Here is a 20,882-nt window from a genome sequence, read left to right as displayed (position 1 = left end):
TCAGTGCATCCCTTTTTCATGTGTGATTGCCTCAACTTCCTTGAGAGCCTCTTCATTCAACTGATCCAGTTTATTATTGGCGATGTATGAATAGACACCACACAATAAAAATGACAGTACGATAATGCCTAAACCGAGGGGCATGCCCCATGTTGTTACACCACCACTAAAAGAACTTGCTAGGAACTCTTTGTTATAGCCAACTAAAAGCATAAATCCGACATAGATAAACAACATGATTGCTGTTAATGTCCAACTTAATGTACGTTTTTTGCTGACCATTTCTTGAAACTTTGGATTGTGTAGAATGCGTTCTACCTGTGAGTCATCCATCATTAACTCCTTATTTTTGTGTCCAGCCGTGGACCCCTTTTTTACTAGGGATTTTTCATTATTTAAATTAACAAGATTATGCTTGACTCGTAACTTAGACTTTGGTCTCTAAATACAAATCTCTGCTCATAACCTTTTTGATGCTTCGGGTATGATAGAAAATGGAGTTTGATCACGTGAGCAATATGAACAATTGGCTTATTATTGGGGCACTTGCCCTATATATCGCGCTGTTATTCGGCTGTGCTTTTTTTGGAGAAAAACATGCCAGTCGCTTAAGTACACGTGGTCGCATGTTGATGTTCAGCTTAACCTTAGGCGTATATTGCTCATCTTGGACATTCTACGGCGCAACAGGTGCAGCTGTCCGTGAAGGTATTATTTTCTTACCAATTTATTTAGGACCATTACTTTTTATTTGGTTTGGTTACGACATTTGGAAACGGTTAGGACGGATTCGTCAGCATCATGCCATTTCTTCAATTGCCGATTTCGTTGCTGCCCGATATGGCAAAAGCGGTAGTCTCGCAGCCTTAGTCACTATTCTTGCAGTGATTGCAATTATCCCTTATCTCGCTTTGCAATTAAGAGCGATTGCATTGAGTGCCTCCGTTGTACTCGAACAGAATGCACATGTTCATACCAGCACAAATAGTGTGTTATTACTTACAGCAGTACTTGCGATTTTGGCTATGATTTTTGGCACGCGGCATATTGCACATACTGAACAGCACGGCGGCTTAATGCTTGCAGTCGCTTTTGAATCTTTCGTCAAGCTGTTCGCACTGCTCTGCGTCGCAGGTTTCTTTCTATTGCAGTCACCTGAAAACATCAGGCAGGTCAGCAGCGATGTCAGCCAGCATTTTCATGACCTCCAGCAGCTTGGCGTACCTGAAACCTTCTGGGTACAAACCTTACTCGCTGCGCTAGCTATGATTTGTTTACCACGACAGTTTCATGTTGCCGTAGTCGAATTACGTGATGAAAAACATATTCGTGGGGCTAGACGCTGGTTTGCAGCTTATTTAATTTTAACCATTATGGCGATTATTCCTATCGCCAGTTGGGCCTTACACTCCCTCCCTGATACATTAGGTACACCTGATATTGCGGTATTGGCCCTGCCTCTAAGTTATCAGCAAGATTGGTTGGCATTACTCGCTTTTTTAGGTGGTTTCTCTGCTTCAACAGGTATGTTACTGGTTGCCTCAGTCGCACTTTCTATCATGCTCAGTAATGATTTAATTATGCCTGCTTTATGGCACTTTAAGATTATCTCTCGACATGATCAACAATTACCCAAAGTACTCAAACTGACTCGAAGAATTAGTATTATCAGTGTGATGTTACTGGGTTTTTTATTCTTCCACTTTTTTAATGACATTAATCAATTATCAGTATTTGGTCTATTGGCTTTTAGCGCAGTTGCGCAATTTTCGCCAGCCCTCATCGGTGGTTTATATTGGCGTGGTGCAAGCCGTCAAGGTGTCTATGTCGGTCTGATCGTAGGCTTCATAATGTGGAGCTACACACTGCTCTTTCCTACTTTGTTACGTAGTCTCCCAGAACAATATCAAGCGTTCGCACAACATTTATTATTGTTTGGACCTTTCGATATTAATAGCTTACGTCCAGAAGCTTTACTTGGTTTTGAATCTTTTGCACCATTGACCCATGGTGTCATGTGGTCTTTGGGACTGAATATTATTTGCTATATTTGGGGGTCTCGTTTGTACCGCCCAAGTGTTGCGGAACAGATTCAGGCTGAAAGCTTTTTCTACTATGAAAGCAAGCCCCTGCCCTCTGCCCAGTCCAATACCGACCTAACTGACCTGCATCAGAATGCGGCTCGCCTTAAGGTGGGTGACCTGCTGGCACTGGCAAAACGGATTACAGGTGATCGTCCTACGACTCAAGCATTCCAGCAATTTTGTGAGCAAAACCATGTCGTACTCAATGAAAATCATGTTGCAAATGGCATGTGGTGGCGCTTCACTGAACAATACTTGGCAGGCATTATTGGTGCTGCATCAGCACGTACTTTGCTCACCACCGCCATGATCAACAATGGATTAGCACTGGGGCAAGTCGCGAATATTCTCGATCAAGCTTCACAATGGCAACGCTTTAACCAAAATCTTTTGATGACCATGATCGACCACATGACTCAAGGGGTAAGTGTTGTTGATAAAAATATGTGTTTGGTTGCATGGAACAATCAATATCTTACCTTATTTGATTATCCTAAAGACCTTGTTTATGTCGGTTGTCCAATTGCAGATTTAATCCGTTATAACGCAGAACGGGGTGAATGTGGACCTGGGCCTGTGGAAGAGCATGTCCGTAAACGAATTCACTGGATGAAAGTTGGCAGCGCCCATGAATTTGAACGGATTCGTAAAGATGGCTTGGTCATTCAAATGCGCGGTAATCCTATTGAGGGTGGAGGATTCGTCACCACCTTCGCCGATATTACTGCGTTCCGCGAAAATGAAGCGATTCTTGAAGAAAGAGTGAGTGATCGAACTCAACAGCTTGCAAATGCACTAGCTGAACAGCAACTTGCCCGTGAACAAGCCGATAAAGCCAATCAATCTAAAAGTCGATTTTTAGCAGCGGCCAGTCACGATTTGCTGCAACCGATGCATGCAGCACGTTTGTTCAGTACGGCATTGGAACAGAGTGTCAGCTCAACTGAAGATCAACAAACCTTACAACAACTTGATCGCGCACTGTATGGTGCTGAAAGCATGCTCTCTGCCCTACTCGATATTGCCCGTTTAGAAGGTGGAACCATCCAACCAAAACGCCAAGCGTATTCATTACACGACTTATTGAGTGATCTTGAACTTCAATTCAAATCAATTGCAGCGCAGCGTAATATTCAACTGTCTGTACACGATACTCAATTCTGGGTTGATACCGATCCACAATGGATGCGACGAATTATTCAAAATTTCGTTAGTAATGCATTGCGTTATACAGCACAAGGTCGTGTCGTTGTTGGAGTATTACGTTCTGCACAAAGACCAAACCATATTCGAATCGGTGTTTGGGATACAGGACCGGGCATCAATGAACAACAACGGGTGAAATTATTCCAAGAATTTGAGCGTTGCGGGCATACCTCACCTTGGGGTGAACAAGGACTTGGACTTGGTCTCGCGATTGTTCAACGTATGACCAGCCTGCTGGATTTCCCAGTGCATGTCTACTCAGAATTAGGTAAAGGTTCTTGCTTTATGATCGAAGTACCGCTCGCCGAAGCACCAAAAATTCAAGCGACTACATCGCATGTGACCGCACTGCAACATACAGCCTATAAAGTGCTTTGTTTAGACAATGATGAAACTATTTTACAAGGTATGCGGACCTTGTTAAGTAAGTGGGGCTATCAAATTTTTACAGCAACTGAGCCATCGGAAGCACTCAAACTAATTGAACAAGAAGATATTCAAGTCTGGTTAATCGATCAGCATTTAAATCATGATCAACGGGGATTAGATTTTATTGAACAATATCGCCCTGCACACATTCCAGTCGCATTAATTACAGCAGATTCTGATCCTGAGTTGCCTCAATATTTGAAACAGCAAAATATTGTTCTATTGAAAAAACCGCTCAAACCTGCGGGTTTACGTGCATGGCTTTCTGGTTTAAAAATTATGCCAATGAGCTAAATGGCAAAATATTTTGAAACATAGGCAAAAACCATCAAAAAAAGCGCATTAAAATGACAATAAATTGACCAAAATGCTCAAAAATTTATTGGCTATGGCAAAAACGTTCACTTACACTAGTGAACGTTTGTACACTTACTTACAATTAATTAAGATATTGTTTTTGTTAATAAATATTACCACAAAAACCACATATACAACTTTAGTCGTATTCTACTTGTTTTCTGAATCACGCATAAATTGATCAAAATGATAGGAACCTATGTCTTTGCTGTTTTAGGTTTCTAACACAATCGCCATAAAGGACATGATCATGAATAGCAATCAAGCCACTTCAGAACATAACGAGTTACAGTTTTATCGCCAATACAGTGCAAATGCATTATTACCAGAGCTCAACTGGCAGGATATTTTTGTACAGAGCAACTTAGATGATACTCATCTAAAAGCATTGAATACACTTTATCAAGCAGCCGTCCCCCTTGCCCTCAATGTATTCCATGAGATGAATTTTGATGTATTTGCACCAGCAGCTTATCAACCACAAGGTCTAGGACTATTTGAAAAACTAGCGTTACAAGAACAAAAATTCTTGGATGTATTAGAAACAGAATCCGCTCATTTGGATCATGAAACTCGTCATCAAATGTGGAGTATGCTACTTCGTGGTGGTGCCGTGTTGGTCTTTAAAGCATGGTTAGGTCATGTCAAAGATGGCGAAAATCAACTGGATAAAAGTCAGTTCGATGAACTATCAGATTTATTATTTATTAAAACTCGCCCAGAGCAATTAGCACAACGTTTAAACGTAGATGCCAATGCAGAACTGACACACATTTTTTTGATGCATGAAAACGATGTATTTTTAGATCATTTCAATAGCTTGGAAACAGCGGCTTTATTTGTAGATTTAGGTGTTTATGACGCTGCTTTCTTAAGTTTACGTGATGATCGAGTCGCCGAATATCTCATCGCAAAAAACTATGTAACTCAAGAACAAATTGATGATTTACAGTGCGCACTAAATCCATTGTATTGCGATAGCTTAATGCCAAAACAAGACTGTTTGGCTTAAACTCAGAAAAAACAAGGTGGCTCAGCCACCTTGTTTTTTGTTAATTAGAACTTCATGCTCATCCGCATCCAGTAATTACGTCCAATATTATTAAACTGCTCACTTGCAGCATAACCAAACATAGACGCACCCGCTTTATTTAAGTGCTCTGTATAAGCCTTATCTAAAAGGTTATCAATTCCGACTGAAACATCGACTGCATCAGTTAGCTTATAAGTTCCATTTACAGCTAGGGTATCGAATGCTTTACTTTCATTCATGTCATAACCCACCACATTACCCTCATTCAAACTGATACGATTTTGTTTTGCAACAGCACGCCACAATAGACCTAAGCTATATTTTTCATCAACATAGCGTAAATTTAGTCGACCCTCTAAAGGTGCAATTTGTGGTAATGCACGATCATCCGAAGTATTTTCTCCCCAAGCGTACATGGTTGAAAGATCCGCTTGGAAATGATCATTAAATTGATAACCCACCCCGACCTCTGCCCCAGCAATTGTGGCATCTACATTACGCGCAAGTGGTTTTCTTTTATCTGGTGTATTGTATTCAAGTAGGATGAAATCTTTGATTAATCCAGCATAAACTGATGCCCAAGCACTCCATGCACCATGCTCTGCTTGCAAACCGAGATCCAATTGTGCAGTGCGTTCATTGTTCAGATTGTCTAGATTATCCACCATTTTATATGTGGTTTTACCCATCATATCTGTGGAACCTACACCATGATCTGTCGTGGTGCTATACAACTCCCAAAAGTCAGGTGTACGTTCCACATATCCCAAACCTAGATAAGTCTTTAAACCATGTTCTGGGAGACTCTTTTCCAAGCGTACAAAACCACTTGGTAAAGTATCTTTACGATTTTTCGCATTTTGCAGATTGTCTATTTTGACTTGATCGACACGCGCTCCTGCTACGACTTTTTGATCTTGATCAATCGCATAAGTCCACTCACTAAATGCACCATAAGATTGAAATTTCAAATCTTCCGCATAAGGCGAATTCATTGATGGCATAGCATACATGACCATATCACCACCATGCTTATTCTGCTGCGTATCTACACCTGAAATGACGCTAAATTTATCCCAATCTGTCGTTACAGCTAAACGGGTATTTAAAGTACGACGATCAACCCGCATCGACATTTTATTTGGCACAGTCATATTCATTCCGTGCATATTCATGGTCGTCATTGGCGGCGTACGTAAACTAAAATTATCCATGATATGATCGTTATAGCTGTAGTCCACTTGGGCTTCAACTTTCTTGATCACCTCTGTAATATTTTTCTGTTCAGCGTGTAGACCAAGGCTTTCTCGTTTAAATTGCGAACCATCCATGCTACGACCAGCGTAGGCAGCCTCACCATCACCTTTACCTGCACGTAATTCTAACCAAGAATCATCTGTTGGCTTCCAACCCAATGCCAAGTCAGCATTCCAGCGCTCCCAATTTGAATGAATGCTTTTATCGTCGCCATCTTTATAATCATCTGCAACAGATCGATTGGCATTTAAACGAGCATATTTGGTTTCATCGCCAATTGCCGCTTCAATATTATGATCTAGACGACCATATGAACCCATCAAAATACTGGCTTGGCCACGATAAGGCTGATCTTTGCTGAGATTTTCAGGTTGACGCTGAAAAATGACAGTTGCAGCCGAACCAGGCGTTGCGTACTGAACAGTTTGCGGCCCTTTAATCACCGTAATTTTATCGAAGCTTTCTGGCTGAATATAAGAAGTTGGTGCATCCATACGATTCGGGCACGCACCTAAATTTTCACTACCATCAACCAACATTTTAATCCGTGAACCAAACATGCCACGAAAGGTGACATCGCCATTGGTTCCACCATTTTTAATGGCACTAAATCCCATAATGTTTTGCAAATAATCTGCACCGTCCGTTGCAGGAATAGGTTGAATTGCTTGCTTAGGATCAGCGTGAATAATCAATCCATTTGCATCATTTGGCTGCTGTGCTGTAACGACAATAGGTGCTAATACAATAGGGGTTTTATCGGACTGGACATCCATATTTGCCCATAATAATGTGCTATTTGAGGCAGCAAGAATCGCAACCGTAAGGGGCTGTAATAAAAATTTAGGTTGAGCCATGATCGGTCTCTCTTAAAACATAAGTAAAACTAGGCTAGAGTTTTGAAAACCCTAATGAAATTGACGTTTTAATTTATGCAAAGAGTGGCGGTGCTCGCCCTTGAGGTAATAAGAATAGCCGTTGCAGTGCAAAATAAACATGCTTAAATGCCTGTTGATACGCGACTAAACGGATTTGGATTCGAACTAAAACCTCTTTCACGCCGAATTCAGGCGGTAATACCAAATTGGCATACACCGTACAGTATTGACACTGGTGATTTGGATCGTGATGATCATGTTTCGACATCAAGCTTTGATGTTGTTCAAGCTGATGTGAATGATGACGCATATTGTGCGATACAGACTGCTGTTCAGCTTTTAATTTGGGCAACAATAACGCTTGGGTAATCGTTTCACAGACAGGTGCAATCTGATATTGCTTCGGCAGCAGTGGCTGCAAAAACACCGCAATCTGTAAACAGACTGCGGTGAATGCAAGCATTAAACCACTACGAAAGAATAAGGGCACTTTTAATAACCGAAAAACATTTGTTAACGTTTAACCGCAACTTTTTCTTTATCGCGTTGACGTACAACTTTTTCAACTTTCTCACGTGCACGCTGACGTTTTAATGGCGATAAATAATCAACAAAAAGTTTGCCATTTAAGTGATCCATTTCATGTTGGATACAAACTGCGAGAAGTTCGTCAGCTTCTAATTCAAATGCTTGACCATCAAGGTTAATTGCCTCGATTTTTACGCGTGACGGACGCTCAACTTTATCGTATATTTGAGGCACAGAGAGACAGCCTTCTTCGTAGGGCTGAGTCTCTTGAGTCAGTGGAGTGACTTTGGGGTTAATGAACACCATCGGTTGGTTTTTCTCTTCAGAGATGTCCATAACAATAAGCTGAATATGATGATCAACCTGAGTTGCCGCTAAACCTATACCCGGTGCCTCGTACATGGTTTCAAACATATCTGCTGCAAGCTGACGAATATCATCAGTGACTTCTTCGACTGGCTTAGCAATGGTACGAAGACGGGGATCAGGAAAACTTAAAATAGGTAATAAGGCCATACCGTTCCTCATTTATGCCATTGATCAGAAAACCAACTGAAGGGAATGCTTGATCAAAAAATTGTGTGTAAAGTCGTTATTATAACGCAACTACACACATAATTTTTAGGAATTATGATAATGAAAAAGGTTTTAAACGGCATACCATCATTTCATGCCTTGGGGTTAAAAAAACAACTGATTGCTGCTGCAATTTGTGCAGGATTAGGCATGAGCATAAACCTTACTCATGCAGCAAGCCCTAACGCAAACCCACCATCCGTAAAAGCGGGTGCACCACATGTCTATGTGGTGAAAAAAGGGGATACGCTTTGGGATATTTCAGGCAAATTTTTAAGCAAGCCTTGGCGCTGGCCTGAAATTTGGGCAAGCAATAAACATGTCAAGAATCCACATTGGATTTATCCTGGTGATCGCTTGCTACTTTGTAGTTTGAACGGTAAACCACTGATTGGTAAAGATGAAGGTGATGGTTGTGACGGTATTATTCGTCGTTACTCTGGCAATACTTCTACTTTACGTCCAAAAGTTCGTATTGAAGCTCTAAATAATAGCGTCCCTGTTATTCCATTAGCTGATATTCAACAATGGTTAGAACGAACTTCGGTACTTCCAGCGAGTGCGATTAGCAACACACCTTATGTCTTGGGTACAGCAGATAATCGTGTACTTGCAGGCAAAGGTCAGAGCATTTATGTGCGTGGTCAAGGTATCGAAAATGGTCAACGTTATGGCGTATACCGTGAAGGTGAACCATATATCGTGCTTGATGAAAAAGGGAAGAAACAGAATCTAGGTGTTGAGCTCATGCAAGTCGCTTCTGGTGTTGCGATTACCAATGAAAAAGACATTACAACCTTTGAATTAACTGATAGTTATAATGGTGAAGTACGTCGTGGTGATCGTATCATGCTTGAACAAGAGGCCATGTTACCTACGTTATTCTACCCAACTGAACCAAATCAGGTGAAAGATGGCGGTAAAGTCATCCGTGTCATGGGGTCGATAGGTACAGCTGCGAAAAATGGTGTAGTCACTGTTGACCGTGGTACAGCAGATGGCATTGAAATCGGACAAGTTTTTAGTACGTACCAAGATGGCGAAACTGTTCGTGATCCAAAGACCAAAGAAAGTATAAAATTACCAGGTCAATATGTTGGTAGTATTATGATTTTCAAAAGTTTTGATCGCATCAGCTACGGCTATGTTTTAGAGAGTGAGTTGCCAATTAAAATTGGTTCAAATATCAAGCCGCCTCGTCTTGATAACTAAACGCTAATTAGAAATGTTGAATCAGTTACTACCCCATCATTATCATACTGTGTTGGTGTGGTATCTGGTTCAACACTCGCTTTCTAGTTTTCAAAAAATTCGAAACTATTTCGGTAGTTGTGCGGAAGCAGTCCAAACACATCGACTTTCTGAATGGCAACAGCTCGGTTTACACAAAAATCATTTAAAACGTCTAGAAGAATTCCAAACCCCAAATGGGAAACAGCAATTTGACCATATGGTTCAATTAATTTGTAAGCACACTGATTTTATTTTAACCCCTGAAGATATCGACTACCCTACTCAACTTTTACCTTATTCTGATCATCCTCCTATTTTATTTGGTCAAGGTCAGCCACAAGCATTATTACAGCCCCAGATTGCTATGGTTGGAAGTCGAAAGCCGAGCCCTCATGGACGACAAGTTGCTTATGATTTTGCGTATTATTTAAGTGAAAAAGGTTTTTATATTAGCAGCGGTTTAGCCCACGGAATTGATGAAGCCGCTCATCGTGGTGGTTTAGCCCATCATCGGACAATCGCGGTGACTGGAACAGGTTTAGACACAGTTTATCCATCGCAAAATAGCAAACTAGCCCAAGAAATTATTCAAACAGGTGCTCTTGTAACTGAGTTCCTTCCGACTACCCTACCTTTACAGCAGCATTTTCCACGCCGTAATCGCATCGTTAGTGGTTTAAGTCTTGGTGTTTTGGTTGTAGAAGCCGCTTTGAAAAGTGGTTCACTGATCACAGCAAATGAAGCAGCCAATCAAGGGAAAATGGTATTTGCCATTCCCGGACATATTTACAGTGAGTATCATCAAGGCTGTCATCAATTAATTCGTGAAGGTGCAACTTTAGTTGATCATCCAGAACAAATTATTGAAGATCTAGCCTTACCTACTCAATGGCAAGTACAACAACAAATTCCAGAAGAACCTGTAACCATCACGCCAAGCTTACCAACGCATTTGATTGCTCTTTATCAAAGTCTCGACTGGATTGGACAAGACTTGGATGAACTTGCTCAACGTCATCCAATTCCGATCGCAGAACTCACAGCTCAATTGATGGAATTAGAATTACTCGGTTTCTGTATACAACAGGGCGGTCGCTATTTACGTTGTCGTCCAATTCATTAAAATAACCCTATCTTTGTCGCTAAACATAATCTCATGATTACCTCATCAATTTCGGAAGCAGCACAGCTTTTGAAGCAGGGACAAGTTCTTGCTTATCCAACAGAAGCTGTTTGGGGCTTAGGCTGCGATCCATTCAATCAACAAGCTTTTCAAAACATTCTTGAGCTAAAACATCGCCCAATTGAAAAAGGAGTCATTTTATTAGCAGGTCACTTAGGGCAAGTTGAGCATTTGTTACAAAGCTTAGCTCCAAAGATACGTAAGCAAGTGATTGATAGTTGGACGGATCGTGTAGCAACTGAAAGAGCAACTACATGGTTACTCCCCGCTGATGAGCACATTCCTATTTGGATTAAAGGTCAACATCCATTGGTTGCTGTACGTGTAACCACCCATCCTTTGTGCGTCGAACTCTGTAATGCTTTTAGCGGTTTTATTGTATCGACCAGTGCCAATCCCGCGGGACTAAATCCAGCACAAAATTTAGAACAAGCTCAAGGTTATTTTGGTACATCCCTGAATTATTTAGAGGGTGATTTAGGACTTAGCCAAGAACCTAGTCGAATTCTCAACGCTTTAACAGGTGAAGTAATTCGCGCTTGATTATGTAAATAGTGAATAAAAAAAAGCTCAGTTATATAGGGATAACTGAGCATAAAAAGGATGTGTATAATCACATCCAGAGGGTCTACAAATAGGTTGAGTATATTCATCATTAAAAATGAATCTAGCTACTCTGAAAGCTATTATGGATCAATCATTTGATTTATACAAATATATTATTTCTCTAACAAAAAATGTGAAAAGCGTACCATTTTTGTCAGTTTTAAAATTTCAATAAAATTATATTTCTATTTTTATTGAAATTTTTTTGGTCACAAAGTTGATAAATATCTAAAATATATTTGAAAATCATATAGAAATAATCTTCATTAAATAAAAATTTTGATGTGTTTGTCGCTATTTCAACCAATTTTATACGATCATTTCATATTTAAGTGGCGCTTTAAATCAATTCTACAGGTGCTTTTTCCGTTTTCTTTTGCGCTAAAATGATACCGACCAAAATCGTCACACCGCCTAAGGTATGGTAGATCGTCCAATGCTCAGATAGCCATAGACTTGCAATAATTGCAGTAAATACAGGCATCAAATTCATAAAAATACTAGTACGGTTTGGACCAATGCTTTGTACAGCAATCATCCATAATAAAGGTGCGATCAGCGATGGAAAAATACCTGCATACAATACACTTGCTATATTATCTACATTAATTGCATCTAAGCCCAACCAAAGTAGAAATGGAAGATGGTAAAGCAACGCAAAAGCGATTTGGATATAGAGACTGGTCATCAATGGCAATTGTACTTGCCATTTTTTTAGAAAGACGCCATAAAATGCATAAAAACCTACAGCCAAGACCATAACAGCATCTCCCCAATGACCTCCTTGATCAAATAAGCGAGAGAAATGCCCTTGGCTCATTACATAAAGTAGGCCGAAAAATGATAGGAAACTGCCAAAGATCGCAAATCGATTTGGCTTATCTTTTAAAATAATATAAGAGATAAAAATGGTAAAAACTGGAACAAAAGCATTTACAATACCCATATTTGTTGCAGTGGTATAATGTGCTGCTGTATAAGAAAGCCCTTGATATAAAACCATTCCGAAAGCGCTTAGAACTGCTAATTTAGCAATATATGGGCGAATCAAAGCTCGCTGTTTCCATACTTTGGGCAACATCAATGGTGTCAAAATGAGAAAGGCAACAAACCAGCGATAAAAACTAATACTGACGGGTGAAATATAGTCCGCAACATAACGAGTCACTGCAATATTTAACGACCAAATTAAGACTGCTATCAATGGCAGTACAAATGCCCATTTTTGGTATCTACTTAACTGAGTCATCAGCCATCTCACAATATTTCTAGATTAGGATTATTCTGAAAGATGTCTAAAATAATTGAAATATCGTATTTCAGACATTTATACCGCTATGTCGACATCAAATCTAAAAGCAGATCCAATTTTACAACTTAAGACTTATACGCTTGATCACTTCAATAAAAATATCTTAATTTATGCTGTAATCAGCTTTATTACCTCCGTCTGTATCCATCTTTTCACCTTAGCAAAAGGTTTGAACAATTCCAAAGTCACTTGTGAAAATTAAATGAGAACCCTGAATGAAGTATGATGAGACTGAAAAATTATCTTTTTTAAATGGTATCGAAGTACATGAATTTCTTTATCAGAAAGATGATATTGTCAGCCCTCATTCTTCACTTTGGGGGGATTTTAACTTCAGTCTCAATGGCACTTTAGAATTTGATATTGAAGGAAAATATTATTTATCACCGCCAAGCTATGGGCTATGGCTACCACCACGCACAGAACACCAATCACTGCCTGTTGAACATGAAATTCATTATATTTGCATCCGACTTCATCCTCGTTTCGGAGATGCATTAGGCGATGTCTGCCGCTGTTTTAGTATTCAACCTTTTTTCGCTCTTTGGTCATTCAAATTCTAGAGCAACAAAAGCAAAATCTTGCGCCTGAATATCTTGAACATTTATTACAAGTGTTATTCGATCAACTAAAGCAAGCCCCAGCATATACACATTATTTACCGCAAAGCACGCATCCAACCTTAGCTCCGATCCTCGATCAACTTGCGAATCCTGAATTATTTCATATGAGCCTACAACAAGTATTGTATAACTTTACGGTCAGTGAGCGCCATGTGTTACGGCTGAGCCAACAAGAATTGCAACTCTCCCTGTCAGAATGGCGCAATCGAGCCAAAATTATTTTTGCAATCAATCAAATTCGTCAAGGCACGACCATTAAACAATTGGCATATACTTTAGGTTATCACCATAGCTCTAGCTTTATTGAATTCTTCAAGCGCTATACAGGACAAACTCCTATTCAACTCAAAAATGCCTCGATATAAATCCAAGACGTACTTTTGCTCATAATTTGTATGGATTCATATCAAGAGGATTGCACTGTACGAAATTAGCAGTTAAAACAAACAAGTCTTGTCACAACAACATTAGGACGTATTCCATGAGCCAGTCGGTTTATCACATTCCAGTTAAAGATATTAAAGGTCAAGACGTTGATCTTGATCAATATCAGGGTAAAGTTCTACTAATTGTTAACGTAGCCTCAAAATGTGGCTTAACACCACAGTACGAAGGCCTAGAAAAACTTTATCAAGCGAAAAAAAATCAGGGCTTAGAAATTTTAGGCTTCCCTGCAAATAACTTCTTAGAGCAAGAACCAGGGACAAATGATGAAATCGAACAATTCTGTTCACTCAACTATGACGTCCACTTCCCTTTATTTGCAAAAATCTCTGTTGCAGGTGAAGACAAACATCCTTTATATCAAACACTCACACAAGCAATTCCAGAACGTATTGGTGAAGGACCTTGGTGGAAAGACCTCGTTGATTATGGCTTAACACCAAACAATCCACCTGAAGTACTATGGAATTTTGAGAAATTCTTAGTCAATAAAAATGGGGAAATCGTAGCGCGTTTTGCACCTGACATTACCGCAGATGATGAACGTATCGTCAGTGCGATTGAAGCTGAGCTGACTAAATAATTCAGAACAATTATAAGAGCGCCTTAAGCGCTCTTTTTTATGTAAAATGTAAAGCCTTACAAAAATCACTTTTTATTCATATTTTTTCACTATAGTGACGTTTTTCACATATTTTGGTGCAGTTCAGCCATGATGGAAAACCAGTCGATCAAAGCCATCCTTTCAGCCATGACACTTGCTGCTGCATTTACACTGACAGGCTGTGATCAAGTTCCCCGTGACCATCAGCAGATGGAACAAGAATCTAAATTTGAACAGCCTGCTACAACAGCGAATCAGGATAACAGCACCGAAATGATCAAGGCGCAGGACACCCAAAACCTGAGTCGCGGCAATATGCTCAACATTGCACGCGATATTGCAAAGTTACAGCTTGAGACCGATGATTATGTGGCCCTGTTAAAACAGTCGCAAAGCAGTCTTGGACAGGCAATTCGGGATCAAAATGTTCAGCAACTGCAAAATACCACAGGTGAGCTTAAACAGGAATTATACGGACTGCATGAAACTTTACTTTCACTAAACCTAAAAAGTGATGAGGTTGACCAGATTCGCCAGAGCCTACTTACAGCCAACCAGCAACTTCTGAGCATTCCTTTGCTGCATGGTCAACTGGACATTGCCCAGCTAGATTTTGCAAAAATTGAAAAGCAGTTCAACGCCATTCAAATGGATATGGTTAAACTGGCAACCTTAGTACTCGGCAATAAAGATGATTCAAACGCTTAAAGTCCGTTTATTTTAATTTTCGATCCCATATAAAAAAGCCACCTGAAGGTGGCTTTTTCAATCTTAAATCTACAATTACATTGCACGATTCTTGATTTTACGGATCGTTTCAAGCTGAGCAGCTGTTTCAGCCAACGCAGCAAGTGCAGCAGCAGAATCCAAATCACTCTTTTGATTTGCTAGCAATTGTTCAGCTTGTTTACGAGCTTCCATAATTGCAGCTTCATCCAAGTTGTCTGCACGGATTGCACTATCTGCAAGTACCGTAACAACATGAGGTTGAACTTCTAACACACCGCCTGATACATACACGATTTCTTCTGTACCATTTTCCAACTGAACACGGATCGGTCCCGGTTGGAGTAAAGTTACAAGTGGCGCATGCCCTGGTAAAATACCTAGCTCGCCACCCGCACCTTTTGCGATTAACATCGTCACTTGTCCAGAGTAAATAGACTCTTTAACACTTACGACATCACATTGCATAGTCGCCATGAGAATCTCCTTAAATTAGAGTTGCTAATTAAAGTTTCTCGGCTTTAGCAATCACTTCGTCAATACCACCAACCATATAGAATGCTTGTTCTGGGATGTGATCGTATTCACCAGCTAATAGACCTTTAAAGCCACGAATCGTTTCTTTAAGTGGTACTAATTTACCAGGAGCACCAGTAAACACTTCAGCTACGTGGAATGGTTGAGAGAAGAAACGTTGGATTTTACGCGCACGGTAAACAACCAATTTATCTTCTTCTGCTAACTCATCCATACCCAAGATTGCGATGATGTCTTTAAGCTCTTTATAACGCTGCAATACGTTCTGTACAGAACGTGCAATTTCATAATGCTCTTGACCAACAACCAATGGATCTAACTGACGTGAAGTTGAGTCAAGTGGATCGATCGCTGGATAAATACCAGAAGATGCGATGTCACGGCTCAATACTACTGTTGCATCTAAGTGAGCAAACGTTGTTGCAGGTGATGGGTCAGTCAAGTCATCCGCAGGTACGTATACAGCTTGGATCGATGTGATCGAACCAGACTTAGTCGACGTAATACGCTCTTGAAGAACACCCATTTCTTCTGCAAGTGTCGGTTGGTAACCTACCGCAGATGGCATACGACCTAACAATGCTGATACTTCAGTACCCGCAAGTGTATAACGGTAGATGTTGTCGACGAATAATAATACGTCACGACCTTTACCATTTTCGTCTTTTTCATCACGGAAGTATTCAGCCATAGTCAAACCAGTTAACGCTACGCGTAAACGGTTACCTGGTGGCTCGTTCATCTGACCGTAGACCATTGCTACTTTGTCAAGAACGTTAGAATCTTTCATTTCGTGATAGAAGTCGTTACCTTCACGAGTACGCTCACCAACACCAGCAAACACAGATAAACCTGAGTGTGCTTTCGCGATGTTGTTGATCAACTCCATCATGTTAACGGTTTTACCAACACCCGCACCACCGAATAAACCAACTTTACCACCTTTCGCGAACGGGCAAAGTAAGTCAATGACTTTAATACCTGTTTCTAAAAGATCAGTAGAAGCTGCTTGTTCAGCATAAGAAGGTGCTTGACGGTGAATCGGCAAACGTTCTTCAGTCGCTACAGGACCTGCTTCATCAATCGGGCGACCTAAAACGTCCATAATACGACCAAGCGTAGCTGGGCCAACTGGAACAGAAATCGGTGCATTTGTACTGGTTACATTAAGACCACGTTTAAGACCTTCTGTAGAACCCATTGCGATGGTACGAACAACACCATCGCCAAGCTGTTGCTGAACTTCTAATGTAGTTTCAGTACCGTCAACTTGGAGAGCGTCATAGATCTTAGGAACGCTATTGCGCTCAAACTCGACGTCGATAACCGCGCCGATGATCTGAATGATACGACCGCTACTCATTGCTGTCTCCTCAATTCAAACTTAATAATGTTAAACGGCAGCGGCACCGCCAACGATCTCGGAAATTTCCTGAGTAATCGCGGCTTGACGCAGCTTGTTGTAAATGAGTTGTAGGTCTTTAATCAATTGTCCTGCGTTGTCCGTCGCTGCTTTCATCGCGACCATACGAGCAGATTGCTCACATGCAACGTTTTCAATCACACCTTGATAAACCATAGACTCGATATAGCGAACCAACAAACCATTTAACAATTCTTCTGCTTCTGGTTCGTAGATATAGTCCCAACCATAAGTACGGTTGAGATCATCGCCTGCTTGCGCTGGTGCTAAAGGAACAAGTTGTTCTACTTTAGGCTGTTGAGTCATTGCATTGACAAAACCATTTGAAACGAGGTAGATACGATCTAATTCGCCTTTATCAAATGCATCAAGCATAACCTGTACAGAGCCAGTTAACTGTTCCAAACTCGGCGCATCGCCAAGTTGGGTCGTTGCACCAAGCACTTTACCGCCGTAATTCTTAAAAAACGAAACCGCTTTTTGACCAATCAAAGCAAATTCAACTTCAATTGACTGCTGTTGTTGTGCTTTGACATGCTGCACAACTTTCTTGAACAAGTTAATGTTCAAGCCACCCGCCAAGCCACGATCTGAAGACACTACGATATAGCCAACACGCTTAACTGGGCGGTCAACCATATAACGGTGTTTGTATTCAGGGTTTGCTTGAACTAAGTGAGCAATTACACGGCGCATATTATCGGCATACGGACGGCCCTGAGCCATGCGCTCTTGCGCACGACGCATTTTAGAAGCAGCTACCATTTGCATCGCGCGAGTAATCTTTTGCGTGCTCTTGATACTAGCTACTTTGGCGCGAATTTCTTTTAAATTTGCCATACGCTTAACCTAGTATTCGAAAGCCCTTTCGAGCTTTCGAAGGTTGATCCGTGAACCAAACTTAACTAAAGGTAAACTTAGTAAGTTTGAGTCGCTTTGAAGCTCTCAATACCTGATTTGATTGCTGCTTCGATGTCTTTGTTATAATCACCAGTTTCATCGATCTGTTGCATTAACGCAGCTTTTTCTGAACGGAAGTAAGCAATTAACGCAGCATCAAAGTCTACGATTTTCTTCACTTCTACGTCAGCCATATAGCCTTCGTTAGATGCATAAACAGACACAGCTTGGTCAGCAATTGAGTAAGGAGCATATTGTTTTTGCTTCATTAACTCAGTTACACGTTGACCATGCTCAAGTTGCTTACGCGTTGCTTCATCAAGATCAGAAGCAAACTGAGCAAACGCAGCCAATTCACGGTATTGTGCTAAAGCAGTACGGATACCACCAGACAATTTTTTGATGATCTTAGTTTGAGCAGAACCACCAACACGCGATACCGAGATACCCGCGTTCACAGCAGGACGAATACCTGCGTTGAATAATGATGTTTCTAAGAAGATCTGACCGTCAGTAATCGAAATTACGTTGGTTGGTACGAATGCAGATACGTCACCCGCTTGAGTTTCAATAATCGGTAACGCAGTTAAAGAACCAGTTTGACCAGTTACTGCACCGTTCGTGAACTTCTCAACATAGTCAGCTGAAACGCGCGAAGCACGCTCAAGAAGACGTGAGTGAAGATAGAATACGTCACCTGGATACGCTTCACGACCTGGTGGGCGACGTAATAACAATGAAATTTGACGGTAAGCAACAGCTTGCTTAGACAAATCATCATAAATAATTAACGCATCTTCACCGCGGTCACGGAAGTATTCACCCATTGTACAGCCTGAGTACGGAGCTAAATACTGCATAGCTGCAGGATCAGCTGCCGCAGCTGCGACAACAGTGGTATACGCCATAGCGCCAGTTTCTTCTAGCTTACGTACAACGTTTGCAATTGTTGATTGTTTTTGACCAATCGCAACGTATACACATTTAATGCCAGAGTTTTTCTGAGCGATGATCGCATCGATCGCCATTGCTGTTTTACCAGTTTGACGGTCACCAATAATCAACTCACGCTGACCACGACCTACAGGGATCATGGTATCAACTGATTTATAACCAGTTTGAACAGGTTCGTCGACTGATTGACGCCAAATTACGCCTGGTGCTACTTTTTCAACAGCATCAGTTAGTTTTGCATCAATAGGGCCTTTACCATCAATTGGGTTACCCAAAGCGTCTACGACACGGCCAAGAAGTTCAGGACCTACTGGAACTTCTAATACACGACCTGTACAACGAGCTTTTTGACCTTCTTGAAGGCTTAGGTAGTTACCTAAAACAACGGCACCCACTGAATCCTGTTCTAGGTTCAGTGCCATACCAAATAAGCCGCCGTCGAATTCGATCATTTCACCGTACATTGCATCCGCAAGACCGTGAATACGCACGATACCGTCAGATACCATAACGATGGTACCTTCATTCTTAGCGGTCGCGCTGGTGTCCAGATCGCCGATACGCTGTTTAATGAGCGCACTGATCTCGGATGGATTCAGTTGTTGCATTGCGCTATTCCTCAATCTTTTTTAAGTTCAGTCTTTTTGCTGTTAGGCAAGAAGACGAGTCCGCATTTTTTCAAGCTTGTTAAGCGCAGAGTCATCTATCACTTGGTCGCCTGCACGAATCACAACACCTGCGATTAACGCTGGATTAACGCTAACAGTCACATGTACAGTTCTGTTAAAACGTTTTTCAAGCGCATGAGCTAAAATATGCTCTTGTGTCGCATCCATTGGAAAAGCAGATTCAATCTCCACTTCCAACGTGTTGTTGTTCTGCGATTTAAGTAATTCGTATTCTGCAGCAATTTCAGGCAATAAAACTAAACGATCGTTATCTGCAAGAAGTGTCAAAAAGTTAGACACTGATTGAGATTGATCTTCACCTAAAACTTTCGCAAAAAGACCTACTTGTTCCGCAGGAGTCAGCTCAGGGCGATTTAAATAAGCGGAAAATGCTTCGTCTTGCACCGCAGCACTGAGCAGTTGTAACGCATTTGACCAAGCGTCAGTTGCATTCTGCTCAGATGCATAAGCAAATGCTGCTTTGGCGTACGGGCGTGCTAACGTCAAGAGTTCAGCCATATTTCGCCTCGCTTAAAGTTTAGCAGCCAGCTGAGTCAGCATGGCATTATGAGCTTCTGCGTCAACTTGTTGGTTCAGAATTTTTTCTGCGCCAGCAACTGCCAAAGCAGCAACTTGTTGACGTAATTCTTCGCGAGCAGCATTGATGTCTTGATCAACAGTTTCTTTCGCCTGTTGACGAATACGCTCACCTTCAGCAGATGCTTGGGTACGCGCTTCTTCTACCAATTGTGCTGCACGACGGTTCGCTTGTTCGATCAATTGAGCCGCTTGTGCTTTTGCTGCGTCTAATTCTGCCTTAACTTGTGCTTGCGCATCAGCAAGGTCAGCTTTTGCTTTTTCAGCAGCATTTAAGCCATCAGCGATTTTACGCTGACGCTCACTAATCGCATTGATTAGTGGTGGCCAAACGAACTTCATGCAGAATGCGACAAAGAACGCAAATGCAATCGCTTGACCAATCAATGTGAGGTTGATATTCATTTCGCTATTCCTCAATATGTGGATTTAGGAATTAAGCTATTAACCTACAAATGGATTAGCGAAGATGAAGAACAAGCCAATACCAACACCGATCATAGGCACAGCATCAAGAAGACCCGCAATTAAGAACATACGAGTTTGAAGTTGTGGAGCCAATTCCGGTTGACGAGCAACAGCTTCTAAAAAGCGGCCACCTAAAAGACCGAAGCCAATCGCAGTACCTAAAGCACCAAAAGCGATCAAGATAGCAGATGCAATTGCAACTAGACCTAAAGTGAGTTCCATGAAAAATTCCTCAGAGGTTAGGTTATTACCAAAT

Annotated in this window: 19 protein-coding genes and 2 pseudogenes; 9 read left to right on the top strand and 12 right to left on the bottom strand. The window is 41.1% G+C overall.

The window, feature by feature from the left end; genetic code table 11:
• Positions 1 to 333 carry a DUF485 domain-containing protein gene (locus NO346_RS13125; RefSeq protein WP_005155260.1) on the bottom strand — a complete coding sequence of 111 codons (333 nt, stop codon included), beginning with the start codon at positions 331 to 333 and terminating at the stop codon, positions 1 to 3.
• Positions 334 to 518: 185 nt separating this feature from the next.
• On the opposite strand from NO346_RS13125, the gene NO346_RS13120 reads away from it, so the two are divergent.
• Positions 519 to 4,013 carry a PAS domain-containing hybrid sensor histidine kinase/response regulator gene (locus tag NO346_RS13120; protein ID WP_256415448.1) on the top strand — a complete coding sequence of 1,165 codons (3,495 nt, stop codon included), beginning with the start codon at positions 519 to 521 and terminating at the stop codon, positions 4,011 to 4,013.
• Between the two features lie 313 nt (positions 4,014 to 4,326).
• Positions 4,327 to 5,088 (top strand): hypothetical protein, encoded by a 762-nt coding sequence (locus NO346_RS13115; protein WP_256415442.1) that lies wholly within the window; start codon positions 4,327 to 4,329, stop codon positions 5,086 to 5,088.
• 44 nt (positions 5,089 to 5,132) lie between these two features.
• Here NO346_RS13115 and NO346_RS13110 read toward each other — a convergent pair whose 3' ends face one another.
• The 3 genes from NO346_RS13110 to def all read right to left on the bottom strand — a co-directional run bounded on the left by NO346_RS13110 (position 5,133) and on the right by def (position 8,288).
• Positions 5,133 to 7,223, bottom strand: a complete 2,091-nt coding sequence (locus NO346_RS13110) for a TonB-dependent copper receptor (protein WP_256415441.1) — start codon at positions 7,221 to 7,223, stop codon at positions 5,133 to 5,135.
• A 73-nt stretch (positions 7,224 to 7,296) separates the two neighbouring features.
• A complete protein-coding gene (locus tag NO346_RS13105; protein WP_087536731.1) occupies positions 7,297 to 7,707 on the bottom strand; it encodes a DUF2946 family protein in 411 nt (136 codons plus the stop codon).
• 50 nt (positions 7,708 to 7,757) lie between these two features.
• Complete coding sequence (gene def / locus NO346_RS13100; protein WP_005327719.1) at positions 7,758 to 8,288, bottom strand: peptide deformylase; 531 nt, start codon at positions 8,286 to 8,288, stop codon at positions 7,758 to 7,760.
• Between the two features lie 120 nt (positions 8,289 to 8,408).
• On the opposite strand from def, the gene NO346_RS13095 reads away from it, so the two are divergent.
• The 3 genes from NO346_RS13095 to NO346_RS13085 are packed head-to-tail and all read left to right on the top strand — an operon-like array spanning position 8,409 to position 11,307.
• Positions 8,409 to 9,560 carry a LysM peptidoglycan-binding domain-containing protein gene (locus tag NO346_RS13095; protein ID WP_256415440.1) on the top strand — a complete coding sequence of 384 codons (1,152 nt, stop codon included), beginning with the start codon at positions 8,409 to 8,411 and terminating at the stop codon, positions 9,558 to 9,560.
• A gap of 13 nt (positions 9,561 to 9,573) precedes the next feature.
• Positions 9,574 to 10,704 (top strand): DNA-processing protein DprA, encoded by a 1,131-nt coding sequence (gene dprA / locus NO346_RS13090; RefSeq protein ID WP_256415439.1) that lies wholly within the window; start codon positions 9,574 to 9,576, stop codon positions 10,702 to 10,704.
• A gap of 33 nt (positions 10,705 to 10,737) precedes the next feature.
• Positions 10,738 to 11,307: a Sua5/YciO/YrdC/YwlC family protein gene (locus tag NO346_RS13085; protein WP_256415438.1), complete on the top strand. Its 570-nt coding sequence runs from the start codon at positions 10,738 to 10,740 to the stop codon at positions 11,305 to 11,307.
• Between the two features lie 403 nt (positions 11,308 to 11,710).
• Here the strand turns inward: NO346_RS13085 and NO346_RS13080 are convergent, their stop codons facing one another.
• Complete coding sequence (locus NO346_RS13080; RefSeq protein WP_256415437.1) at positions 11,711 to 12,619, bottom strand: DMT family transporter; 909 nt, start codon at positions 12,617 to 12,619, stop codon at positions 11,711 to 11,713.
• Positions 12,620 to 12,755: 136 nt separating this feature from the next.
• Between NO346_RS13080 and NO346_RS13075 the strand changes: the two are divergent.
• The 4 genes and pseudogenes from NO346_RS13075 to NO346_RS13060 form a co-directional block, all read left to right on the top strand.
• Positions 12,756 to 12,884 (top strand): annotated as a pseudogene (locus NO346_RS13075) (MFS transporter); the annotation flags it as partial.
• Between the two features lie 13 nt (positions 12,885 to 12,897).
• Positions 12,898 to 13,670 (top strand): annotated as a pseudogene (locus NO346_RS13070) (helix-turn-helix transcriptional regulator).
• A 116-nt stretch (positions 13,671 to 13,786) separates the two neighbouring features.
• Positions 13,787 to 14,332, top strand: a complete 546-nt coding sequence (locus NO346_RS13065) for a glutathione peroxidase (RefSeq protein ID WP_256415436.1) — start codon at positions 13,787 to 13,789, stop codon at positions 14,330 to 14,332.
• A 129-nt stretch (positions 14,333 to 14,461) separates the two neighbouring features.
• Positions 14,462 to 15,061: a hypothetical protein gene (locus NO346_RS13060; protein ID WP_256415435.1), complete on the top strand. Its 600-nt coding sequence runs from the start codon at positions 14,462 to 14,464 to the stop codon at positions 15,059 to 15,061.
• A 75-nt stretch (positions 15,062 to 15,136) separates the two neighbouring features.
• Here NO346_RS13060 and NO346_RS13055 read toward each other — a convergent pair whose 3' ends face one another.
• The 7 genes from NO346_RS13055 to atpE all read right to left on the bottom strand — a co-directional run bounded on the left by NO346_RS13055 (position 15,137) and on the right by atpE (position 20,848).
• On the bottom strand, positions 15,137 to 15,556 hold the full coding sequence (locus NO346_RS13055) for a F0F1 ATP synthase subunit epsilon (RefSeq protein WP_004905537.1): 420 nt from the start codon (positions 15,554 to 15,556) through the stop codon (positions 15,137 to 15,139).
• Positions 15,557 to 15,584: 28 nt separating this feature from the next.
• The gene (gene atpD, locus NO346_RS13050) at positions 15,585 to 16,979 is read right to left on the bottom strand and encodes a F0F1 ATP synthase subunit beta (protein ID WP_004798063.1); all 1,395 of its coding nucleotides are present in this window, start codon (positions 16,977 to 16,979) and stop codon (positions 15,585 to 15,587) included.
• A 30-nt stretch (positions 16,980 to 17,009) separates the two neighbouring features.
• On the bottom strand, positions 17,010 to 17,879 hold the full coding sequence (gene atpG, locus NO346_RS13045; RefSeq protein WP_004665202.1) for a F0F1 ATP synthase subunit gamma: 870 nt from the start codon (positions 17,877 to 17,879) through the stop codon (positions 17,010 to 17,012).
• A 77-nt stretch (positions 17,880 to 17,956) separates the two neighbouring features.
• The gene (atpA, locus tag NO346_RS13040) at positions 17,957 to 19,501 is read right to left on the bottom strand and encodes a F0F1 ATP synthase subunit alpha (RefSeq protein ID WP_087544534.1); all 1,545 of its coding nucleotides are present in this window, start codon (positions 19,499 to 19,501) and stop codon (positions 17,957 to 17,959) included.
• 42 nt (positions 19,502 to 19,543) lie between these two features.
• Complete coding sequence (locus NO346_RS13035) at positions 19,544 to 20,080, bottom strand: F0F1 ATP synthase subunit delta (protein WP_004905545.1); 537 nt, start codon at positions 20,078 to 20,080, stop codon at positions 19,544 to 19,546.
• Positions 20,081 to 20,092: 12 nt separating this feature from the next.
• Positions 20,093 to 20,563, bottom strand: a complete 471-nt coding sequence (locus NO346_RS13030) for a F0F1 ATP synthase subunit B (protein WP_004665208.1) — start codon at positions 20,561 to 20,563, stop codon at positions 20,093 to 20,095.
• Between the two features lie 39 nt (positions 20,564 to 20,602).
• Positions 20,603 to 20,848 carry a F0F1 ATP synthase subunit C gene (gene atpE, locus NO346_RS13025; RefSeq protein ID WP_000424060.1) on the bottom strand — a complete coding sequence of 82 codons (246 nt, stop codon included), beginning with the start codon at positions 20,846 to 20,848 and terminating at the stop codon, positions 20,603 to 20,605.
• Positions 20,849 to 20,882 lie beyond the last annotated feature (34 nt).

Origin of the sequence: Acinetobacter sp. 5862, assembly GCF_024494585.1 — a bacterium.
GTDB lineage: Bacteria > Pseudomonadota > Gammaproteobacteria > Pseudomonadales > Moraxellaceae > Acinetobacter.
This window is presented reverse-complemented; position numbering and strand designations above follow the sequence as displayed.

What these genes read in the sequence shown, in the direction of transcription:
- NO346_RS13035 (WP_004905545.1), bottom strand. Translation starts at nt 20,080, where the DNA reads ATGGCTGAACTCTTGACGTTAGCACGCCCGTACGCCAAAGCAGCATTT.
- atpG (WP_004665202.1), bottom strand. Translation starts at nt 17,879, where the DNA reads ATGGCAAATTTAAAAGAAATTCGCGCCAAAGTAGCTAGTATCAAGAGC.
- atpD (WP_004798063.1), bottom strand. Translation starts at nt 16,979, where the DNA reads ATGAGTAGCGGTCGTATCATTCAGATCATCGGCGCGGTTATCGACGTC.
- dprA (WP_256415439.1), top strand. Translation starts at nt 9,574, where the DNA reads ATGTTGAATCAGTTACTACCCCATCATTATCATACTGTGTTGGTGTGG.
- atpE (WP_000424060.1), bottom strand. Translation starts at nt 20,848, where the DNA reads ATGGAACTCACTTTAGGTCTAGTTGCAATTGCATCTGCTATCTTGATC.
- NO346_RS13060 (WP_256415435.1), top strand. Translation starts at nt 14,462, where the DNA reads ATGATGGAAAACCAGTCGATCAAAGCCATCCTTTCAGCCATGACACTT.
- atpA (WP_087544534.1), bottom strand. Translation starts at nt 19,501, where the DNA reads ATGCAACAACTGAATCCATCCGAGATCAGTGCGCTCATTAAACAGCGT.
- NO346_RS13080 (WP_256415437.1), bottom strand. Translation starts at nt 12,619, where the DNA reads ATGACTCAGTTAAGTAGATACCAAAAATGGGCATTTGTACTGCCATTG.
- NO346_RS13055 (WP_004905537.1), bottom strand. Translation starts at nt 15,556, where the DNA reads ATGGCGACTATGCAATGTGATGTCGTAAGTGTTAAAGAGTCTATTTAC.
- NO346_RS13125 (WP_005155260.1), bottom strand. Translation starts at nt 333, where the DNA reads ATGGATGACTCACAGGTAGAACGCATTCTACACAATCCAAAGTTTCAA.
- NO346_RS13120 (WP_256415448.1), top strand. Translation starts at nt 519, where the DNA reads ATGAACAATTGGCTTATTATTGGGGCACTTGCCCTATATATCGCGCTG.
- def (WP_005327719.1), bottom strand. Translation starts at nt 8,288, where the DNA reads ATGGCCTTATTACCTATTTTAAGTTTTCCTGATCCCCGTCTTCGTACC.
- NO346_RS13030 (WP_004665208.1), bottom strand. Translation starts at nt 20,563, where the DNA reads ATGAATATCAACCTCACATTGATTGGTCAAGCGATTGCATTTGCGTTC.
- NO346_RS13065 (WP_256415436.1), top strand. Translation starts at nt 13,787, where the DNA reads ATGAGCCAGTCGGTTTATCACATTCCAGTTAAAGATATTAAAGGTCAA.
- NO346_RS13115 (WP_256415442.1), top strand. Translation starts at nt 4,327, where the DNA reads ATGAATAGCAATCAAGCCACTTCAGAACATAACGAGTTACAGTTTTAT.
- NO346_RS13110 (WP_256415441.1), bottom strand. Translation starts at nt 7,223, where the DNA reads ATGGCTCAACCTAAATTTTTATTACAGCCCCTTACGGTTGCGATTCTT.
- NO346_RS13105 (WP_087536731.1), bottom strand. Translation starts at nt 7,707, where the DNA reads ATGCTTGCATTCACCGCAGTCTGTTTACAGATTGCGGTGTTTTTGCAG.
- NO346_RS13095 (WP_256415440.1), top strand. Translation starts at nt 8,409, where the DNA reads ATGAAAAAGGTTTTAAACGGCATACCATCATTTCATGCCTTGGGGTTA.
- NO346_RS13085 (WP_256415438.1), top strand. Translation starts at nt 10,738, where the DNA reads ATGATTACCTCATCAATTTCGGAAGCAGCACAGCTTTTGAAGCAGGGA.